Origin of the sequence: Rhodococcus sp. AQ5-07, from assembly GCF_009707305.1 — a bacterium.
Lineage (GTDB): Bacteria > Actinomycetota > Actinomycetes > Mycobacteriales > Mycobacteriaceae > Rhodococcus_F > Rhodococcus_F erythropolis.
Genome location: NZ_CP046099.1, coordinates 4560064 through 4579058, shown reverse-complemented (window position 1 = coordinate 4579058; position 18995 = coordinate 4560064). Strand labels below are relative to the sequence as shown.

Annotated in this window: 18 protein-coding genes and 1 pseudogene; 9 read left to right on the top strand and 10 right to left on the bottom strand. The window is 62.1% G+C overall.

Features of this window, described 5'->3' with window-relative positions:
- Positions 1 to 23 precede the first annotated feature (23 nt).
- Positions 24 to 3866, top strand: coding sequence for an nSTAND1 domain-containing NTPase (locus GJB56_RS21405; RefSeq protein WP_113682826.1), 3843 nt, complete (start codon positions 24 to 26; stop codon positions 3864 to 3866).
- A 6-nt stretch (positions 3867 to 3872) separates the two neighbouring features.
- On the opposite strand, the gene GJB56_RS21400 is transcribed toward GJB56_RS21405, so the two are convergent.
- Genes GJB56_RS21400 through GJB56_RS21390 form a run of 3 tightly spaced genes read right to left on the bottom strand, consistent with a single transcriptional unit; the run spans position 3873 to position 6637 of the window.
- The gene (locus GJB56_RS21400; protein ID WP_113682825.1) at positions 3873 to 4652 is read right to left on the bottom strand and encodes a DUF4190 domain-containing protein; all 780 of its coding nucleotides are present in this window, start codon (positions 4650 to 4652) and stop codon (positions 3873 to 3875) included.
- 45 nt (positions 4653 to 4697) lie between these two features.
- A complete protein-coding gene (locus GJB56_RS21395; protein ID WP_113682824.1) occupies positions 4698 to 5282 on the bottom strand; it encodes a GNAT family N-acetyltransferase in 585 nt (194 codons plus the stop codon).
- Positions 5282 to 6637: a glycosyltransferase family 87 protein gene (locus GJB56_RS21390; protein ID WP_113682823.1), complete on the bottom strand. Its 1356-nt coding sequence runs from the start codon at positions 6635 to 6637 to the stop codon at positions 5282 to 5284. Before GJB56_RS21390 ends, GJB56_RS21395 begins: the two co-directional genes overlap by 1 nt.
- Before the next feature lie 210 nt (positions 6638 to 6847).
- Here GJB56_RS21390 and rpsF point away from each other — a divergent pair, with 210 nt between their 5' ends.
- From rpsF to dnaB, 5 genes are all read left to right on the top strand, one after another.
- On the top strand, positions 6848 to 7135 hold the full coding sequence (rpsF, locus tag GJB56_RS21385) for a 30S ribosomal protein S6 (protein WP_003941237.1): 288 nt from the start codon (positions 6848 to 6850) through the stop codon (positions 7133 to 7135).
- 64 nt (positions 7136 to 7199) lie between these two features.
- Positions 7200 to 7724, top strand: coding sequence for a single-stranded DNA-binding protein (locus GJB56_RS21380; RefSeq protein WP_003941248.1), 525 nt, complete (start codon positions 7200 to 7202; stop codon positions 7722 to 7724).
- A gap of 39 nt (positions 7725 to 7763) precedes the next feature.
- Positions 7764 to 8006, top strand: coding sequence for a 30S ribosomal protein S18 (gene rpsR, locus GJB56_RS21375; protein WP_003941245.1), 243 nt, complete (start codon positions 7764 to 7766; stop codon positions 8004 to 8006).
- A gap of 18 nt (positions 8007 to 8024) precedes the next feature.
- The gene (gene rplI, locus GJB56_RS21370) at positions 8025 to 8480 is read left to right on the top strand and encodes a 50S ribosomal protein L9 (protein WP_003941243.1); all 456 of its coding nucleotides are present in this window, start codon (positions 8025 to 8027) and stop codon (positions 8478 to 8480) included.
- 508 nt (positions 8481 to 8988) lie between these two features.
- Positions 8989 to 10395, top strand: coding sequence for a replicative DNA helicase (dnaB, locus tag GJB56_RS21365; RefSeq protein WP_019746049.1), 1407 nt, complete (start codon positions 8989 to 8991; stop codon positions 10393 to 10395).
- A 99-nt stretch (positions 10396 to 10494) separates the two neighbouring features.
- Here the strand turns inward: dnaB and GJB56_RS21360 are convergent, their stop codons facing one another.
- The 3 genes from GJB56_RS21360 to GJB56_RS21350 form a co-directional block, all read right to left on the bottom strand.
- A complete protein-coding gene (locus GJB56_RS21360; RefSeq protein ID WP_113682822.1) occupies positions 10495 to 10845 on the bottom strand; it encodes a hypothetical protein in 351 nt (116 codons plus the stop codon).
- 195 nt (positions 10846 to 11040) lie between these two features.
- The gene (locus GJB56_RS21355; protein WP_113682821.1) at positions 11041 to 11502 is read right to left on the bottom strand and encodes an Hsp20/alpha crystallin family protein; all 462 of its coding nucleotides are present in this window, start codon (positions 11500 to 11502) and stop codon (positions 11041 to 11043) included.
- A gap of 628 nt (positions 11503 to 12130) precedes the next feature.
- A complete protein-coding gene (locus GJB56_RS21350; protein WP_024488176.1) occupies positions 12131 to 13096 on the bottom strand; it encodes a hypothetical protein in 966 nt (321 codons plus the stop codon).
- A 435-nt stretch (positions 13097 to 13531) separates the two neighbouring features.
- On the opposite strand from GJB56_RS21350, the gene GJB56_RS21345 reads away from it, so the two are divergent.
- Positions 13532 to 13819, top strand: coding sequence for a hypothetical protein (locus GJB56_RS21345; RefSeq protein ID WP_230091041.1), 288 nt, complete (start codon positions 13532 to 13534; stop codon positions 13817 to 13819).
- 552 nt (positions 13820 to 14371) lie between these two features.
- Here GJB56_RS21345 and GJB56_RS21340 read toward each other — a convergent pair.
- The 3 genes and pseudogenes from GJB56_RS21340 to GJB56_RS21330 form a co-directional block, all read right to left on the bottom strand.
- On the bottom strand, positions 14372 to 14791 hold the full coding sequence (locus tag GJB56_RS21340) for an alkyl sulfatase C-terminal domain-containing protein (RefSeq protein WP_162793412.1): 420 nt from the start codon (positions 14789 to 14791) through the stop codon (positions 14372 to 14374).
- Positions 14792 to 14845: 54 nt separating this feature from the next.
- Positions 14846 to 15000 (bottom strand): annotated as a pseudogene (locus tag GJB56_RS32115) (alkyl sulfatase dimerization domain-containing protein); the annotation flags it as partial.
- A gap of 61 nt (positions 15001 to 15061) precedes the next feature.
- Positions 15062 to 16297 carry an MFS transporter gene (locus GJB56_RS21330; RefSeq protein ID WP_113682818.1) on the bottom strand — a complete coding sequence of 412 codons (1236 nt, stop codon included), beginning with the start codon at positions 16295 to 16297 and terminating at the stop codon, positions 15062 to 15064.
- Positions 16298 to 16375: 78 nt separating this feature from the next.
- Between GJB56_RS21330 and GJB56_RS21325 the strand changes: the two genes are divergently transcribed.
- Positions 16376 to 16747 (top strand): MerR family transcriptional regulator, encoded by a 372-nt coding sequence (locus tag GJB56_RS21325; protein ID WP_070386004.1) that lies wholly within the window; start codon positions 16376 to 16378, stop codon positions 16745 to 16747.
- Positions 16748 to 17542: 795 nt separating this feature from the next.
- On the top strand, positions 17543 to 18403 hold the full coding sequence (locus GJB56_RS21320) for an alpha/beta hydrolase family protein (RefSeq protein WP_113682817.1): 861 nt from the start codon (positions 17543 to 17545) through the stop codon (positions 18401 to 18403).
- A 63-nt stretch (positions 18404 to 18466) separates the two neighbouring features.
- On the opposite strand, the gene GJB56_RS21315 is transcribed toward GJB56_RS21320, so the two are convergent.
- Positions 18467 to 18955 carry a hypothetical protein gene (locus GJB56_RS21315; RefSeq protein WP_113682816.1) on the bottom strand — a complete coding sequence of 163 codons (489 nt, stop codon included), beginning with the start codon at positions 18953 to 18955 and terminating at the stop codon, positions 18467 to 18469.
- Positions 18956 to 18995 lie beyond the last annotated feature (40 nt).

Below are 18995 nucleotides of genomic sequence, written 5' to 3'. Positions count from 1 at the left end.
CTGCTCCGATAGAGTGCCTCGCTATGAACTCGAAGGCGGAAGCCGGTAGGCACAATCAGGTCGATCCGGGCCAGATCGAGTCGCGTGGACAGTTTGCTGAGGCGCTCACGGCGTTGCGGAAGGCAGCCGGACTGACGGTCCGCGAAGCCGTCGAGCGTTCGGGTGGTTTGCACGGAACCGTCAGCGGATGGTTCGCCGGCCAACACCTGCCGACGCCGGCGAGTACCCCGATGTTTTTTGCGCTCCTCGAGGCCTGCGGTGTCGACTCCGAGGATGAGCGGCAGCGCTGGATCGGTGCGGTGCAACGAGTGAGGCAGCTGACGGCCAGACGACGCGGCGACGCCACCGTTCCGTATCGAGGTCTCGAATCTTTCCGACAAGAGGACGCCGAGTGGTTCTTCGGTCGAGACGAACTCACTGCCAACTTGGTCGAGCGGGTGGCGTCGGCGATACGAGGTGTCGGCCGCAGTCAGTTCATGGTGATCGGTGCTTCCGGATCGGGTAAGTCGTCGTTGCTGCGGGCGGGACTCGCCCCCAAGGTTGCCGAGGGCGATTCACGGTTCGACGGCTGGCGGGTGGAAATCCTGCAGCCGGGTACGGGAGGAATTCCGTCGTCGATTTCCGACGAACCAACCGTCTTGATCCTCGACCAGTTCGAGGAACTGTGGACGCAGTGCGACGGTGATCGGCGCGAGGAAATACTGCGGACTCTCGCGGAACTCGGTGAGAACACCATCGCCGTCATCGGAATGCGCGCCGACTTCTACGGTCTCGCGGCGGAGGAACCGCTTTTGGTGCCGCTGCTCGACGATTCGCCGATGGTGGTCGGGCCACTGACCGACGAACAATTGCGCGAGGTGATCGTCGAGCCGGCGGTCAAGGCCGGGATGACCGTGCAGAGCGAATTGGTTCAGGTTCTGGTCTCCGAGCTGACACCACGCGGCTCGCGTACGGCGAGCGACCCCGGAGCTTTGCCCTTGCTGTCACACGCACTGTTGGGGACCTGGCAACGGTCGACGCGTAAAACTCTGACCGTCTCGGATTACTACGCCACCGACGGGATTGCCGGAGCCGTCCAGCAAAGCGCGGAGGAAGTGTACGGCGAGCTCACAGAGCGGCAGCAGCAGTTGGCGCGCAGGATCTTCCTCCGATTGGTCAACGTCGACGAAGTGACGCAGACGCGTCGGCGTGCACCGCGCACCGAACTCTTCCTCGGTGACGACGTCGACGACGTGAACACCGTCATCGACCGGTTCGCCTTACGGCGCCTTCTCACCGTCGACGAAGAGACGGTCGAGGTTTCGCACGAGGTCTTACTGTCAGCGTGGAGTCGGCTTCGCGATTGGATCGACTCGGACCGCGCCGGCCTGGCGGTGCATCGCCGGTTCACCTACGCGGCGCAGGTGTGGGAAGACAGTGGACGCGACCCCGGCGCGCTGCTCGGACCCGCACGTCTTCACCTGACGGAAGAATGGCTGAACTCGGGTGAACTCGGTCTCCCACTGGAACCGAGTCGGACCCGCGCCGCCGACCTCAACGCCACCGAGCGGGAGTACCTCGCTGCGAGCATCGAGCATCGTGATCAGCAGGAATTTGCCGATCGCCGACGTACACGCGTTCTGCGACGGCTCGTGACTGCGTTGGCAGCTGCGTCGGTGATCGCTCTGGTGTTGGCGGTGGTTGCGACCGTCGCCGGTATCGGAGCCAATCGTCAACGTGTCCAAGCAGATACCGCGCGAGACGAGGCGATGTCGCGTCAGGTGGCCACCGAGTCGATCAGGATGCGCGAGCGGGATCCGTCGCTGGCGTCGCAGCTTGCTCTGGCGGCATTTGCGGTCAACGAAACAACCGAAGCCCGCTCGGCATTGCTGGATGCGTCGGGCGTTCATTCGGCTACTCGCATCATCGGACCGCCCGGCGCGATGAAGGCCCGGATAAACCCAGCCGGAACTGTTGTGGCGGTGGGTGGTTCGGATGGGAAGGTCAGACTTTATCCGATGGTGGACGGTGTGGCCTCAGCTGTTCCGCAGGCGGAGTTCCTCGGAGTCTCGGAGGGCACGGCGCTCTTTGCCGTCGCCTACAGCCCGGACGGACGGCTGCTTGCGACCGGTGGCGCCGGCGGCGCTGCGCTGTGGGACGTGTCGGATCCCGAGAATCCGGTCCGTGGAACTCTTCCCGTCGACGGTGAACGCGTAGTGCAGGACATGGAGTTCAGTCCAGACGGAACCAAGCTGGTCGCCGGTACCTCGACGCCCGACGTCCTGCGATGGAACATCGACGTTTCCGCGAATGCCGTTGCTTTGCCTGCTCTTCCGCACCCAGCTGACGGCATCGTCACCGCGACGTTCAGTCCTGACGGACGTTTCCTCGTGGCAGGCGGGCGTCAATCGACACTTCGTGTGTGGGACGTCGCGAAGTGGGGTGAGGAATCGGCGCCGATCTTCGCGACCGAGCCGAACGGCACCACCGTCCACTACCTCGGTGTCGCCTTCAGTCCGGACGGACGCGAGCTTGCGGCGGGAACCACTGGCAGGGAGGTGGTTCGGTGGGACATGAGCGATCCGGCGCGCCCCACTCCCCTGCCGGCACTGACGGGATTTTCCAGCTACGTCAACGAACTCAACTACGGCAAAGACGGAACACGTCTTGCCGCAGGAAGTTCCGACAACTCCGTGCGCGTGTGGGACCCACGAACCGGGGCGTTGATCGAAACACTTCCGGACAGTGGGGCGGTGACCACCGTCGACTACAGCGACGACGGCCGCAACCTGGTCACCGGAGGACTCAACGGTGTGACTCGCGTGTGGGCTCTACCGGGTCCGGTCTGGGCGGGACCTCGGGACACGATTTTCACCAGTCCCTTTGCCGCGGACGGCTCGCGTCTGGTGGCCGGCGTCGGGGCCAGGGGTGGCGCGATGTTGGCGTGGAACACCGAGGATCTCGATCGCCCCGCGGTGATGCCGGAGTTGAAACCGCAAGGGGACGACTCTTTCAGCGGTGCGTCGGCGGTGTCGGCAGACGGGAACCTGGCTGTGAGCGGCACCGGCGGCGGCGGTGCATATCTTTGGGACCTGAGTGATCCGGCGTCGCCACGGATCTACAGCGAACCCGCGGTGTACGTGAAGGGCATCGTGGCGGTCGTCGCGTTGAATCCCGCCGGAGATCTGGTGGCGGTGTCCTCGCAGGACGACAACAGCATTGCGTTGGTCGACGTTTCCGATCCATCGGAACCGAAGCTGCTGTCGTCGACCGATGTCGGCTCTTACCCGCAGATGATGGCATTTCAACCGGGCGCCGACATCCTGGCGATCGCGAACGCCAAGAACGAAGTGGATCTGTGGGATGTGTCGAACCCAGCGTCGCCCCGGGTGGCGGCGACGGTGGGTGGATTCGAAAGTTACGCACTAGCAGTGTCTTTCAGCGCCGACGGGACGTTGTTGGCCGCCGGAAGTGCGGATCACAGGGTCGCCGTGTGGGACGTACGCACACCGTCGGCACCCGAGGAGCTCGCTCGTCTTCTCGGTCCCGAGGGCGCAATCTATTCGATCTCGTTCAACCGCGCCGGTGATCGGCTCGCTGCCGGTGTCGGCGACGGAACCGTCTGGCTCTGGGATATCGAGACCCCCTCGCGGTCAACACGATTTGCGACGCTGTCCGCCTACCCGGGTCGCGTCAACGACGCTCAGTTCGCCGGCGAGAGTGACATGATCGCGGGCAGCGGGTCGGACAAGACCGTTCGCTTGTGGGGAATCGACCCCGACAGCGTCGTTGATCGATTGTGCCGCACCGCAGGATCTCCCATCACGGAAGCCGAATGGGAGCGTTACCTGCCCGGTGTTCCCTATCAGGATCCGTGCGCCGGCTGACGCGCTTCAGTTCATCCAGAACTCGAGCGCCGGTTCCCGACCCAGCTCGCCTCCGCTGCCGGTGATCACCAGTCCGGCGGAGGTAAGCTGGTACGTCACGTCCTTGTTGGTGACGGTGAATCCGTTGCCGGTGGGCGTCGGATCGTCGAGTTCGATGGTGGCGCCGTCGCTCAGCCGTTGACCCTTGTAGTAGTAGCGGCCGACTCCCGTTTCGCAGATGACGATTCGTGATCCGGTCGTGACGGCGATGGCGACGGCAGGATTGGTGGAGTTGCAACTGGGGCCGCCGGAGATGAAACCCTGACGGTCGGTGCCAGAGACGGTCGGCGCTGGACCGATCGAGGTTGTGACGCGTGGTGGCGTCGTCGTTCTCGGCGCTGTGGTGGGTGCACTCGGCGCCCGAGTCGTGGTCGTGGAGTACGAGTACGGCGTCGTGTAGGTGAAACTCCGCGAACTCGCTTCATCGGCGGCGTTGCCGAAAGCGGCGGCAAGCAGCCCGAAGAACGCGATCCACACGATCACGGCCAGGATGCCGAGTGCGGTGAAGATGTAGCCGATGATCAGTCCGGCAAGGGCGAGTCCGTCGCCTTCTTCGCCGGTCCGTTTGATCTGGCCGCGAGCGATGTGCCCGAAGACGATCCCCAACGGCGCGATGAGGAACGCGAAGACGAGGGCGAGCACCGCGAGTGTGTTCGTCGGGCGCCTGCCGTACGGATCGGGCTGCCCGTACGGAGCCGGTTGCCAATTCTGATTGCCCTGGTACCCGTACCCACCCTGATCGCTCATGAGGTGAATCTTGGCATGGACTTGGCCGAAGAGTGCAGGTGATGGCTAGTTTCGGGTACGTGTCTCGAGCTGAGGTGCGATGGTCGGCCAATCGTCGTCGGTCATCGCGAACAGCGCTGTTGTACGCCAACTGCCGTCGGCGCGGCGCCGGTGCTTGCGCAGCAGGCCCTCGAACTGAGCGCCGAGCTTTGCGATCGCTGCCCTGGACTGTTCGTTGAACTCGTCCGTGTGCCACTCGACGCGCACGGCCTCGAGCTGGTCGAAGGCGTGACGAAGCAGGAGCAGTTTCGATTCGGGATTGATCCCGGTTCCCTGAACAGATCGCGACAACCACGTGTATCCGATTGCAAGACTGCGGTTTACCGGGTCGATCTGGTACATGGACGTAGTGCCGACCACGGCGTTCGTCGCGATGTTCACCTGCGCGAAGGCGATCCGATTCGGGTCGTCGAGGGCTGCAGAGATGTACCTCTGTGCCTGTTCCCGATCGGTGATGGGCGCTGCGGTCCAACGAAAGATCGCCGGGTCGTCGGCAGCAGCGAGCAGAGCGTCGGTGTGCGCGACGCCCAGGGGTTCGAGTCGGACACGATCACCGGTCAGCGTCGGTGATTCGAACCATGATGCAGTCATCAGGCGTGCTCCCGTGAGTGAGTCGGAAGGTTGTTGTCGGAGTTGGCAATCTGATCGGTCCCACCGGCAAGCGGATACCGCAACGGGACTCGCAGGAACAGGAAGAAGAACAGGGCGAGCAGGATGACGTGGCCCCACACGCTCGCCTGGACGACGGCCTCGTACTTGCTCGGATCGAGATTCATGTCCAGTTGGTAGAAGTACCGGAAGATGCCGATACCCAACGCTGCGTCGGCGATCAGATAGGCGACGATCCAGAACCACCGGATCTTGAACAGTACGAGGAACGGCAGGATCCACAGTGTGTACTGCGGTGAATTGACCTTGTGCAGCAACACGAATCCGCACAACATCGCGGCACTGACTGCAATCCACGGAAAGTAGCCGTCACGGACGTAGCGGCGCCAACCCAGATACATCGCGAGCGCGAACGAGACCAGGATCATGACCGGAGACAGGATGCTCACCAGTGCGTCGTAGTCGGCGTTGAGTTCGCGAACTCCGAAACCGTAGAACGGGCGCAAACCCCAGAACCACACCGAGTTGGTGGTGATGTCGGCGCTTCGCTTCTCCTGGAAGCTGAACGACGCGCGCCAGCCTTCGTACGAGATGAGGGCGAACGGCAGGTTGACGAGGACGACGGTGACGATCGCCGCGCCCGCCGTCATCAGCGCCCCACGAACGTCGTAGCGCTTGCCTTCGGTGCCGCGTAGGAGCACGTAGGCCATGAGCGGCAGCACGAACATTCCCGGGTACAGCTTCAAACAGAAACCGATCGCCAGGATGACGGCCGCCAGAACCGCGCGAGTTCGCAGCGGGATCCGCTCGAACGTCATCAGGAAGATCGCGCCGACGCTGGTGGCCACCACCGGGAGCTCCCAGTTGTGGAATGCGTACAGAACCAGAGGCGGAGTCGCCGACCACACGAGCGCGTACGCGCCGCTCATCTTGCCGAGCATCCACGCCGTGAGCAGTCCGAAAGGAGCCAGGATCAGGGCCGAGTGCAGAAGGAAATCGGTGTCGGTGTGTGAGCCGATACCGCCCAGCCACATCAGAATTCCGCTGAGCACCGGGTATTCGACGGTTCCGCCGGTCAGGAATCCTTCGGGCGTTATGCCGCCGGTGACGAAGGGGAACAGATGCTGATCGATGCCTCGTCCGAGCCAGAGCAGCTGAATGTCGGAGTAGCAGACGTCGATGTTCTTGTTGACGTCGAAGTTCAGGCTTCGGCCGTCGGGCGCGAACGGTGCACCGCCGCATCTGGCCTTGTTGAAATAGCCCAGCGCCATCGTCAGCCCGCACAATCCGACGACCAACGCCAGGATCGACGCCGGGGTCTTGCGGTCTGTTCGCATGATTCTCACCCTAGGGGGCGCAGTGGCTCGCGGGGTGATGCGTCTGCACCACGCGTCGCGCATCGATCTGGTGGTCTTCCCGGAGGGCCGGGACGATTTCCCTGGTCAAGGCCCCTCGTGTAACCTACGAGGGTTGCTGACGCAACGACCCTCCTGCCACGGATAGTCCGTGGCCGTTTTCACTTAGTCCACAGGAGGTGATGAGGTCTTATGCGTCATTACGAATTGATGGTCATCCTTGACCCCAGCCTGGACGAGCGCACTGTCGCTCCTTCACTGGATACGTTCCTCAATGTTGTGCGCCAGCACGGCGGCACGATCGACAAGGTCGATGTCTGGGGTAAGCGTCGTCTCGCCTACGAGATCCTGAAGCATGCTGAAGGTATCTACGCGGTGATCGACATCAACGCCACTCCCGCCACCGTCGCTGAGCTCGATCGTCAGCTCGGTCTGAACGAGTCGGTTCTGCGCACGAAGGTTCTGCGCCACAACAAGTAATTACTGTCGGTAGCGAGCTCTACTCTCGCGCCCAACGGTCTTACATCAATGCAGGAGGAACCACATGGCTGGCGACACCATCATCACCGTCATCGGAAACCTGACGGCTGATCCTGAACTTCGTTTCACCCCGGCGGGTGCCGCGGTTGCAAACTTCACGGTTGCTTCCACGCCCCGCACCTTCGACCGTAATTCCAATGAATGGAAAGACGGCGATGCGCTGTTCATGCGTTGCAACATCTGGCGCGAAGCAGCCGAGAACGTCGCGGAGAGCTTGACCCGTGGTTCACGAGTAATCGTGAGCGGCCGGCTCAAGCAGCGTTCGTACGAAACTCGCGAGGGCGAAAAGCGAACTGTCGTCGAGCTCGAAGTCGATGAAATCGGTCCTTCACTGAAGTACGCCACGGCAAAGGTCAACAAGGCCAACCGTGGTGGCGGCGGTGGAGGCGGCAACTTCGGCGGTTCCTCCGGCGGATCGGGTGGCGGACGTCCGAGCGCTGCACCTTCGGGTGGAGACGATCCTTGGGGCAGTGCGCCTCAGGCTTCGGGCTCCTTCGGTGGTGCGGGCAGCGACGAACCGCCCTTCTGATCCGTACCTGATCAGGAACATCCAGAAAAGAGCAAAGACATGCCGAAGCCGCCCTTGCGCGACAAGGTTATGAAGAAGAAGGTCTGCACCTTCTGCAAAGAGAAGAACACGCAGATCAACTACAAGGACACGACGTTGCTTCGTAAGTACGTCAGCGATCGCGGAAAGATCCGTGCTCGCCGTGTCACCGGCAATTGCGTCCAGCACCAGCGCGACGTTGCCATTGCCGTCAAGAACTCACGTGAGGTAGCACTGCTGCCTTACGCCACCGTGGCTCGCTAAGGAAAGGGAGGAAAGAACATGAAGCTCATCCTCACCGCTGACGTGGACAACCTCGGTGCGCCTGGCGACACCGTGGAGGTCAAGGACGGCTACGGCCGTAACTACCTGCTCCCCCGCGGACTGGCAATCGTCGCCACCCGTGGCGCCGAGAAGCAGGTCGAGGGCATCCGTCGTGCACAGGAAGCGCGCGCTGTGCGCGGCCTGGATCACGCCAAGGAGCTCAAGGCAGCTATCGAGGGCCTCGAGTCCGTAACGCTGACGGTCAAGACCGCCGGTGGCTCGGGCAAGCTCTTCGGTTCGGTTACCGTCGCTGACGTCGCTGCTGCGATCAAGGCTGCCGGTGGACCGATTGTCGACAAGCGCTCCATCGTGTTGCCGAAGGCTCACATCAAGAACACGGGCAAGCACGCCGTGGTCGTGAACCTGCACCCCGATGTGGTTGCCAAGTTCAACCTGAACGTCGTCGGCGCATAGTCGACTGTTCGTCTCGTCGGGCCCCGCACACTTCGGTGTGTGGGGCCCGACGTTTTGTTTCGGGGTGCGGTGTGCCGCCTGACAGCGTCCCGAATCGGACCTGGGGATAACTCTCACACTGTGATGTTCGACTTGGTGATCAGTGACGAATCGGGCGAGGCAACACGCCCGACACGCCGACGCGCCGACTGTGGAAAAACTATTTTCATCAACAGGCCTGTGAAATTGTGGATAGCCATCTACCTGGTCTTTTGTGGTTGCTAGGCAAAGTAGTCCCCAAATGCTCCACAGGCGGTGCACACCGTGGGGCGGGAGTTTCCACAAAGCATCCACAGGTTTATCCACAGTCCGGTTTGTATGCGGACCTACTAGTCCCTAACGTCATCTCGGCGTCTATCTACAGCCCGGCCGAATGCGGCTAGGGGATGTCGGTGGGGGCAGGTACAAATGATGAGGGCGCTGCGGTTTCTGGCAGTGTCGTCGAGTGTTTTACGGGAAGGTCTCGCTTGTGGCTGTTGTAGATGATCGAGGACCTTCCGACTTCTCGGGGCCGGACTACCCGGGCCCTCCCGAGGCCGAGCCCGACCAGGAGTTCGGACGCCAGCCACCTCAGGACATGACTGCCGAGCAGTCGGTGCTCGGCGGCATGCTGCTGAGCAAGGACGCCATCGCTGACGTCCTCGAGGTACTGCGTCCGGGTGACTTCTACCGGCCCGCCCACCAGTCCGTCTACGACGTGATCCTGGACCTCTACAGCCGTGGCGAGCCCGCCGACCCGGTGACGGTCTCCGCCGAGCTCGACCGTCGAGGTGAGCTCCGCCGTATCGGTGGTGCTGCCTACCTGGTGACGCTGACCCAGACAGTGCCCACAGCCGCCAACGCCGCCTTCTATGCCGAGATCGTGGCCGAGAAGTCCGTGCTGCGTCGTCTGGTCGACGCCGGTACGCGCATCGTCCAGTACGGCTACGCCGGCACCGAGGGCCAGGACGTGGCCGAGGTTGTCGACCGCGCGCAGGCCGAGATCTTCGAGGTCACCGAGCGTCGAACGACCGAAGACTTCGTACCCCTCACCGAGCTCCTCCAGCCCACGATGGACGAGATCGACTCCATCGCCAGCCGCGGCGGAATTTCCCTCGGTGTGCCCACCGGATTCAAGGATCTCGACGAGATCACCAACGGCCTTCACGCTGGTCAGATGATTATCGTCGCGGCTAGACCTGGTGTGGGCAAATCGACCCTTGGAATGGATTTTTTGCGTTCCTGCTCCATCACACACGGCATGGCCAGCGTCATGTTCTCGTTGGAAATGAGCAAAACCGAAATCGTCATGCGTCTGCTGTCTGCGGAGGCAAAGATCAAGCTCGGCGACATGCGCTCCGGCAAGATGACCGACGACGACTGGACCAAGCTCGCGCGTCGCATGAGTGAGATCAGCGAGGCGCCGCTATTCATCGACGACTCCCCCAACCTCACCATGATGGAAATTCGCGCAAAAGCGCGGCGGCTCAAGCAGAAACACGACATTCGCCTGATCGTCATCGACTACCTCCAGCTGATGAGCTCGGGTAAAAAGGTCGAGTCCCGTCAGCAGGAAGTCTCCGAATTCTCCCGTAGCCTAAAGCTTTTGGCGAAGGAGCTCGAAGTTCCGGTTGTCGCGATCTGTCAGCTCAACCGTGGTCCCGAGCAGCGAACCGACAAGCGTCCCCAGGTCGCCGACCTTCGTGAGTCCGGATCGCTCGAGCAGGACGCCGACATGGTGATTCTGCTGTACCGCCCCGACGCGACCGAGCGAGACGATCCGCGTGGCGGTGAAGCCGACCTGATTCTGGGTAAGCACCGTAACGGCCCAACCGCGACAATCACTGTGGCGCACCAGCTTCACCTCTCGAAGTTCGTCGATATGGCGCGGGGATAGCTGCTGCCGCCATCGCCTGAAGGTGGGACGGATTTCAGATCTTGTGAGATCCTGCTACAAGCACCAATTCGATTCCACTAGTGCAAAATTCGGTTTCGTCTACAGGTGGGGTAGTGCTGCGGTGAGGAAGATGATGCCGAAGGCGATTCCGGCAATGCCGGTGAGGATCCCGACGATACCGGCGGTGTTGTCGCTGGGGTCGTGTCCGGGGGTGTCGGGTCGGCGCGCTGCCAGGGCGGTTCCGATGGCGGCGGCACCGAGGAGGATGCCGAGGCCGAACATCCAGAACGTCAGGATCGAGAGTGCACCGAGCATCAGCGCCATGTCGCTGTATTCGTCGCTGGTGATCGGACGGTGGTGATCCCACCAATCGGGTGGAGTGTGCGCGCGGGATTCGGTGTTGTCGGTGTTGTCGGATTGTTCGTGCGGGGGGATGGTGGATGCAGTCATGGCAGCTAAAGGGTTCTCGTGCTGATTCTTTCGTGTGGTGGATGGGCCGATCGGCCATACGGGTGCAGAGGGGATCGAACGGCAGTGGGATCGAACGGCAGAGGGGATCGAAAGGGCGGTGGGGTGAGTCCCGAGCACGCATCGCGTGTCTTCGGAACTCACCCCACCGTGGAACGCTTGTCCGGGCCAGTAGGATCAGGCTTCGACCTGGACCTGTGTTGTCGCTTCGATGGTTTCGGTACGTGAGGGCGGTCCGGAGGAGACCTCGATCCGCCGCGGTTTCGCCTTCTCTGCGATCGGCAAGGTCACCGTCAACACACCGTTGTCGTACGAGGCGACGATCTGTTCGGCGTCGATGTCGTCGCTGATCGACAGTTGCCGTCTGTATGTTCCAGCGAAACGCTCACTCGCCAGCCAGCTCACACCCTCTTCGGAGAGGGCGGCGCGATGCGCGGTCAACGTCAGAGTCGAGCCGTCGATGTGAACGTCCACCGAGCCGGGATCGACGCCGGGAAGATCGGCGTGCAGGACGTACTGGTCCTCGACCTTGTAGAGGTCCATCGGCATGAACCGTGGACTGCGTCCGTTGCCGGTTCCCGCGGCGAGGACGGACTTGGTGATCGCGTCGATGTCGGTGAAAGGATCGAAACGAAGCACAGCAACGCACCTCCCATGTCGTGAAACGAAAGGTCCCCGCCACTGTGGCGGTCGACCGAACTCACTGTGCGAGAACATGATAACCAGACGAATTAGCACTCTGCAACTGAGAGTGCCAGATTTTTTCGAGGAGTGTCTCGGTCGCGAACAAGGCAGCATCGGAGCAGGAACAACGGCGGTTGCCAACCCCAAGTGGTTGGGGCGGAACGGGAATTGCCGGTGTCGAGATGCTGTCAGCTGCCGGTCGAGTTCGTGCGGGATTACGACTGCCGCTGCGCCCAGCAAGATCGATGTTCGCGTACAACGGCGATTGCTTCAAACCCGTATTCTTGCAATGTGTTTCGATTCAGAAACTGCCGCGTCTCGTAGATTTCGAGCAGACAGGCGCGTTCTTCCATGGTGAGTTTGCGCTGACAGCCCTAAACTGCAGAAACGGCGGCGGGGGCTGACTTTGATGCGTGGTCAGCCCCCGCCCCGTATGCCCGGAACCTGTCGTGATGAACGCGTATCGCCGATTTCGGGAGTGCTTTGTAGTTGTGTTCGGGGCGGTCTGGCCTTGCTCGGTTCTTCGGGACACGAAGCAATGCAGAGGCTGTTTTCTCTCGCCCTCCTCAGGCGGATACGAAGGTCAGTTAATTCCGACGACTTCCTGGGCGATCGCCGCAAGTCTTGCCTGTGCAGCGGATACGACGCCGTGTCGGTTCTTGTGCGCTTCCTCGTACGCAACGATGTCTCGTACCTGTGCGGCGTCGGCCAGTTCCTTCACCGCGGAGACGGCCTGGGTGACGTTGAGTTCGTCGAAGTCTTCGATGGGAAGTTCAGCGGGGTCGAGTAACCCACTCGACTTCCGTACCGAACGGAAGACATCCGCGGCACCGTCGGCACCTTCTCGGCGAGTGACTTTCTCAGCCGTGGCGATGGCCGCATCCCTACTGGCCGACAGTGTTTTCACAGTCACGTCACCGGCATATGCGCCCCAGCTGATCAGCTCACCCAATACCGGCGGCGACGTGCGAACAGCGTCGATGGCACGGTCGAGACTGCGGGTGGACCAGGAGACCGGAACGTTGACCAGTCGAATGGCTGCTCCGGTGGCCGCTTGGAAGGGAGTGCGACGCAAAGCTGCCGGCCCCCCGAGTGCCTCCTCGGCAAGGACGGTGGTCAGCCAGTCCACAGTCGCGGAGTGTGCAGTGATGAGGCGGTCGGCCAACGCCGCGACGGTCTGATCGCCGCCGGCAGTGGCCAGGGCCTTGAGGTAGCGGGAGCGGTCGAGGAGTTGATGTTCGAGCGCAAGGTCTCCCAGTACAGCTTCGTCGAAGGGCTGGGCCTGTTCGACCATCGCTTTCACTCCTGCTGTCGCTCGTCCGAGGAACGGACCGACCGATTCCGGAACGCCACCCAGATCGCGAATCGTGGACTCGATGGAACTGGCCCTTTCTCGACCGTTCTCTGCGTTTTCCGTGAGTTCGCGTCGAACCGCTTCGGTTCTGGCCTGAGCGACGCGTGTTTCGGCGACCTGGATCTCGGCATGTGTCAGACCGAGGATGATGCGCAGCTGGTTGATCAAGGCGGACGTGGTTTCGGAGTTGCTCATATCGGGGTCGTCCCTTCGTCGGTGCGTGCTTTACATGATGTTCAGCTTGTGCTCGACGAGTGCTCCGCGGACCGCGGAGCCACCGCCGATACGCGGGCTACCCCGACCTACCGTTAGTAACCACCGCAACTTCGCTGCGGATGTCGAACCGCATCGACGAGTAATTGGGCCAAGGGTGGCGAGGGCCGATTTCATGGTGGGGCGGCCTGATCCGTCCGCGAGGCTCTCGCAGTCCCTGTACCACCGCGCGTGTAGGTCGTTGGATACCGCGGACCAACATTCCGGATTCGCCGTGCGGCGGACGGGGTACCTCCAATGCGTCGTGACCCCGCAACTGATATGTCGACGAAACAGGCTGCCGAGCAACCCGTTCGAGTGTCGGCAGGTTGCCTGAAGCGACGACCGGTCGGTGTCGATGCAGAGAGTGGGATACCAGTGAACGTGGAAAGTTCCGGGCACGTTGATGCCGGCCAAGAGGGTACGACTGGATCCGAAACAAGTCCCGACACCGCTGACGGGGCGAAAGAACTCGCGGACGAGATGGACAAAAGATACGAGCCTGGATCGAGAGAGACGGTCACGGTGCCCGGGACCGGCGGCACAGTCGCCGGGACAGCTTTCGCCGACCACGTCACGGGGATGTCGGACGAGAAGGTCGAAAACCTCGACGAACAGTTCTCGGAATTCCAGGCTCGTGCTGACGACAAGCATCATGAGGACTGACGGTCCAACCGCCCTACCACCGGCGCGCGGTCCGACGGTTCTCACTCAAACTGCGGTTCGAGAGTGCACCGGGTTTTGCGTAGTGGTTGGCCATGCCAGAGTTTTTCGAGAGGATTGCGGATTTCTGTGGATTGGTGGCAACCGAAGTTCGATGCTGTCGGAACGACTGTGTCGACCTCATTGTGAGTCGACGCACCAGATGTCATCACGGATTCCCGGCCAGATCGAACGCAAGGTCAGCTCACAATGTTCAGCACCGCAGTCCGCGAGCCACATAATGTTTGACGCCCTGGGTCCGTGGGCAGTATCGGATTCGGCCTCTCGGACAGACGTCGCATGTAAGTCTTCACATGTAAGTCTTCACATGTAAGTCTGATGGGCCGCCCCGACTGCGCCTCTCGGCAGGTGGCCGCTCGAAGCGGCATTTCTTTCGGTGGTACCCGGGGCAAAGATCCGAACACCGGCAGCCTCTACAACGAACACCCCCGCAGAGTTATTCCGTACCGCTGACGGCGAAGTCGATCGTTTCGGGGACTCGGACAGTGCGGGTGTTCAGCGGTCGCTGAGGTGGACGTGGCCGGTGTCCTTGGGATCGAAATACGCGAAGAATCGGGCGGCGTCATCGAGTGATCCGCGTGGGAGTTTCCCACTGCCGCTGTCGAAGGCTTTGGTAAGGACCGCGGTGCTGTCTTCGAACAGCATGCCCATGACGACGAGTTTGGGGAGTTCGGCCACGAAGTCTGCGTCGTTCGGGATGGTCGTGTTCGTTTCGACGACTCCGTTGCGGATGGTGAGTCCGATGCTCTCGTCCGTGTCGGTGACCACGAATCCCGCTGAGGCGGTGGTTCCTTCGTTCTTGTTCGGGTCGATCCGGAATCGCAATCCCTCTAGTAGCGCGGCGGCGGGGAGGGCTCCGATCTGATCGGGGGCGTTGATGTCAATGGCGAGGGAGTAGTCGATGGTGCCGTCCAACTCGCGGGCGGCGGTGAGATACCAGTTGCGCCAGTTGCTATTGGGGGTGCGATATCCGATCTGGCGAAGTTCCTCGGCTTTGAGCTCTCGCGCCTCGAAGTCGTCAGGATCGACCCGGACACGTGCCGCAGAAGTTCTGCCGACCGCTGATGGTCACCTTGCCCGGCAACGGTTTTCGCTTCCCGGACGACACGGTCACGTCCGCCCATGAGAGCGAGATACCGGCGCGACGCCTCGACCGCGTGCACCTCCACACGGTTCTTATCGAACTTATGTTGTCGGATGGCCGAGTTCAGGCATCGTGTCGTTTTTGAGTGCACGTCTGGGAAACCCGTGTCGACGTGCTCCTATGACGATCACGAGTGCTGGGGTCACGAGCACGACTGTGATCCAGCTCAGGGCTGGGGTTCCCACTGCGCTGAGGGCGATGCCGCCAGTAATCCCGCCCGCGGCGATCCCGATGTTCCAGCACGTTGTGAGGAGTGCTTGTGCGACGTCGCCCGCGGCACCTGCGGCATCAGCGATCGCAGTCTGCAGCAGAGTTGAGGTCCCGCCGAATGCGAGTCCCCACAGTGCCGCGCTGACATACACGAGAACAGGGATGCCTGAGAATACGCTCAGGACAAGGGCAGCCGCGGCCAGGAATGCGCAGGCCAGGATCATGAGCGTGCGCAGGTGCTGATCGATGAGGACACCGGTGATCCAAATGCTCACCAGCGAGATCAGGCCGAAGGTGAGTAGCACCGAATCGACATCACCGGTCATGTCGAGCGGGGCGAGGAAGGGCGCAATGTAGGTGAAGAGGATGTTGTGTGCGAACACGAACGTCAACGTCACGACGAGGATCGGAGCGACACCGGGCAGGCGGAACGTGCTCGCCAGCGGGAGCCGGGCGTCCGAGTGCTGGCCGGGGAAGTTCGGAACGGCTGCGATGACCCACACGATCAGTGCGAGTGACGCCAGTGTCATGATCCCGAAAGCGAATCGCCACTCCACGACTTTCGCCAGGAACGCTACGGCAGGAACTCCGACGGAAAGAGCAACGGTCCCGCCGGCCATCGCGATAGCCATGGCCTTGCCGCGCTGATGCGGGGAAACCATCCGCCTCGCGTACCCGGCCAGAAGCGCCCACAGCAGGCCGCCGACGATCCCGCCTAGGAATCGTGCTGCCAGTGTGAGTGAAAAATTGCTGGAAAGTGCTGTGACCGTGTTGGCGACGGCGAACCCTGAGATCGCGAACAGCAGCAGGTGCTTGCGTTGCCAGCCGATTGTGGCTCGTGTGAGCGGAACTGCCGCGAGAATCGCTCCGATCGCGAAGACGGTGATGCCCTGCCCCGCCGCCGACTCACTTACTCCGAGGTCGTGACTCATCTGCGGCAGCATTCCGGCAGGCATGGTCTCCGTCAGGAGCGTGATGAAGCCTGTGGCAGCCAGAGCCAGCAGGCCCGCGAGAGGGAATCGGGTGTCAGCGACAGAAGGAGATGGTGGGGTATCGATTCGTGTCATATCCTTATCATCGATGTATGACATTAATGTGAGGGTCAAGTTCGGCCGTAGCGCGGGCCAGATAGAAGAGGAGTGGCGATGAGGATCGGCGAGCTCTCGCAGCGCACGGATACGCCGGTGCGCCTGCTCCGCTACTACGAAGAGCAGGAGCTGATCCATTCCGACCGGCTCCCGAACGGGTACCGAGATTACGAGGGCTACGTTGTCGACCGCGTACTGCAAGTCCGGGGCCTGCTCGATGTCGGTCTGCCCACCCGGATCATCAAGCAGATCCTGCCCTGCCTGAACAGTTCACAGGCGATTCACATGCCCTACGTCACCCCAGAGATGATCGCGACCCTCGAACACGAACGTGACCGAATGGCCGAGAAGATCGAATGCCTCACGAAGAATCACCGAGCTATCAACGGCTACCTCGAGGCTGTGAGCCGCGAGATCCGAGCTTCGTAACAAGAACACACGCCGACGACTAGTCGGATGCGCACAGCGAGCGGAAAGTTCCCGCGAATTCACCCCGCGGTCAGCACCCGGATTTTCCCCATCTCGACCGACGAAACCGAGGACACTCAGTCGCATAAACGGCGGCACCCGCACGCGGTAGGCGCAGCGGCAAGAGTTGCCAGGGAAAGAGCCGCGACGGTCGTTGCGGCCCGTGCTTTCGACTTGGCCATGAGTATCTCCAACTTCGATGTACGTGTATCACCGTCATGGCCGGCACCGCTGACGTGGCAATAATGGAGTCGCCGCCCACCGGCGTTCCCGGGACGCGCATGGTGCGCCTTCCGGACCACTGCCCGGCACCCCGTCACCGGTGGGCGGGGTATTCATCGGCGACGACCTCATGCGTATCGGCTTGGTCGTCGCACCGCGGTTCGAAACTTTCGATGTCTATCGCCATCTGCGTTCGATCGAACCGCGAATCGACCACGCCTTCGTGATGAGGTCACAGCATCGCGATGCCTTCGCGTATTTCGCATACGAAGGGGTCGGTGCTGTCTCCTCGAACTCTCCAGTGCTGAGCGAGCATCCGAACGCGGCTGCACTGTGGGCGAGATACTCGAACTGCCACCACGCCGTGGGACCCTGGGTGTTTGCGTCGGCCGGTCATTCGCCGAGAACGATGATTTTTGTCTACAGACACAACACTTCTGGGATAGTCCGTTTCCTCGAACAAAGCCGACGGGTTGCCTTCCGGTGAATATGTAATACACGTCACTCCGGATCAACTTCGAAAGGTTGACTTTCATGCGAAAGTCTCTGAAACATTTCGTGAATGCTGCAGCGGCGGTTGCGTTGTGCGCGACGCTAGGACTCACGGGCGCAACCGGAACAGCGGCTGCCGATGCGCCCGGCATCCCGAGCGTCGGGCACGATTGGGCGAGTGCAGGGCCGTACACGCCGAACGTCTCGATCGGGCTGGTGCACACTCTGTACTACCCGCGCCAGCTCGGCGCGCGCGGCGAGAAGCACCCTGTTGTGATCTGGGGGAACGGGACCGGTGTGCTCCCAGGTGCGTACACCTCCTTGTTGCGCCACTACGCCAGCCACGGATTCATCGTGGTCGCCGCCAATACACCGGCAAGCAACTTCGCCATCACCATGCGGTCGGGAATCGACCTCATCGCGGACAAGGCGGCCAGCCCGTCGAGCGTCTTCTACGGCAAAGTCGACCTGGAACACATTGGTGCGGTGGGGCACTCGCAGGGTGGGTCTGCGGCGATCAATGCGGCGATCGACGACCGCGTCGACACTGCCGTCGCGATCCAGCCTGGCCCGCTCAATGATGTCGATCTCATCGACGAGCCGGTTCTCTATCTGGCCGGCCAGGCCGACGCAATCGTTTGGCCGGCGATCGTGCGGGCGATGTACGAGGACGCCGACCACGTACCGGCCGAGTATCTGGAACTGCGCGGCGCCACGCACTTCGGTACGGCGATCAACGGCGGCGATATGCGCGGGCCGAGCACGGCGTGGCTGCGGTACTGGCTACTCGACGATCCGAACGCTCGCACCGAGTTCTTCGGAGCGAGCTGCGGATACTGCACTGACACCCAGCAGTTCTCCGACTTCGACCGCAACGATCTGGCCCTGCAGATCCCGGGGTGACGGTCAGATCTGGAGTTGTCGAAGACGAACAGCCTTCCAATCAGGTCGGCGGAGTCGCGAAGCTCAGATGACGACGTAGCCGTACATCCGTGCGCCCTGAGCAACAGCTCTGGTCGCTAGTTCGGCGAAGGCGGTCAGGAACGGCACTGAGTCCTCCGACGGTTCACTCGTCTCGTCGATCGCCCAGGCCGCCGCAGTGGCGGCGACACCTTCAGCGTTCAATTCCGCTAGGGCATCGCGTAATTCGTCGGTAACCGTGAGCACGAGGGTGTCGCCGTCGTCGCTCATTGCGACGAGTTTCCCGCAGCGTGGACCTTTTGCGACCTCGTCGTAGGGGCGAGCGGTGAGGGCTGCCTCCAGTCGGCCGAGCGCGACAACCGGATCGACGCCTTTCGCCTGCAGAACTGGAGTCCCACCCGCAGCCAACTGAATCCGCGGGCGAGAGGCATCGTTCGCCTCCATCACCGCTGGTTCCAAGTCGACGAGCCCCTCGAGGGCGGAGGTGGCGTGCTCATCCGTGCGCGCGGTGAAGTAGTCGGTGATCGCAGACATGGCGCGATCATCCCACACACGATGCATCCCCACGTCCCGG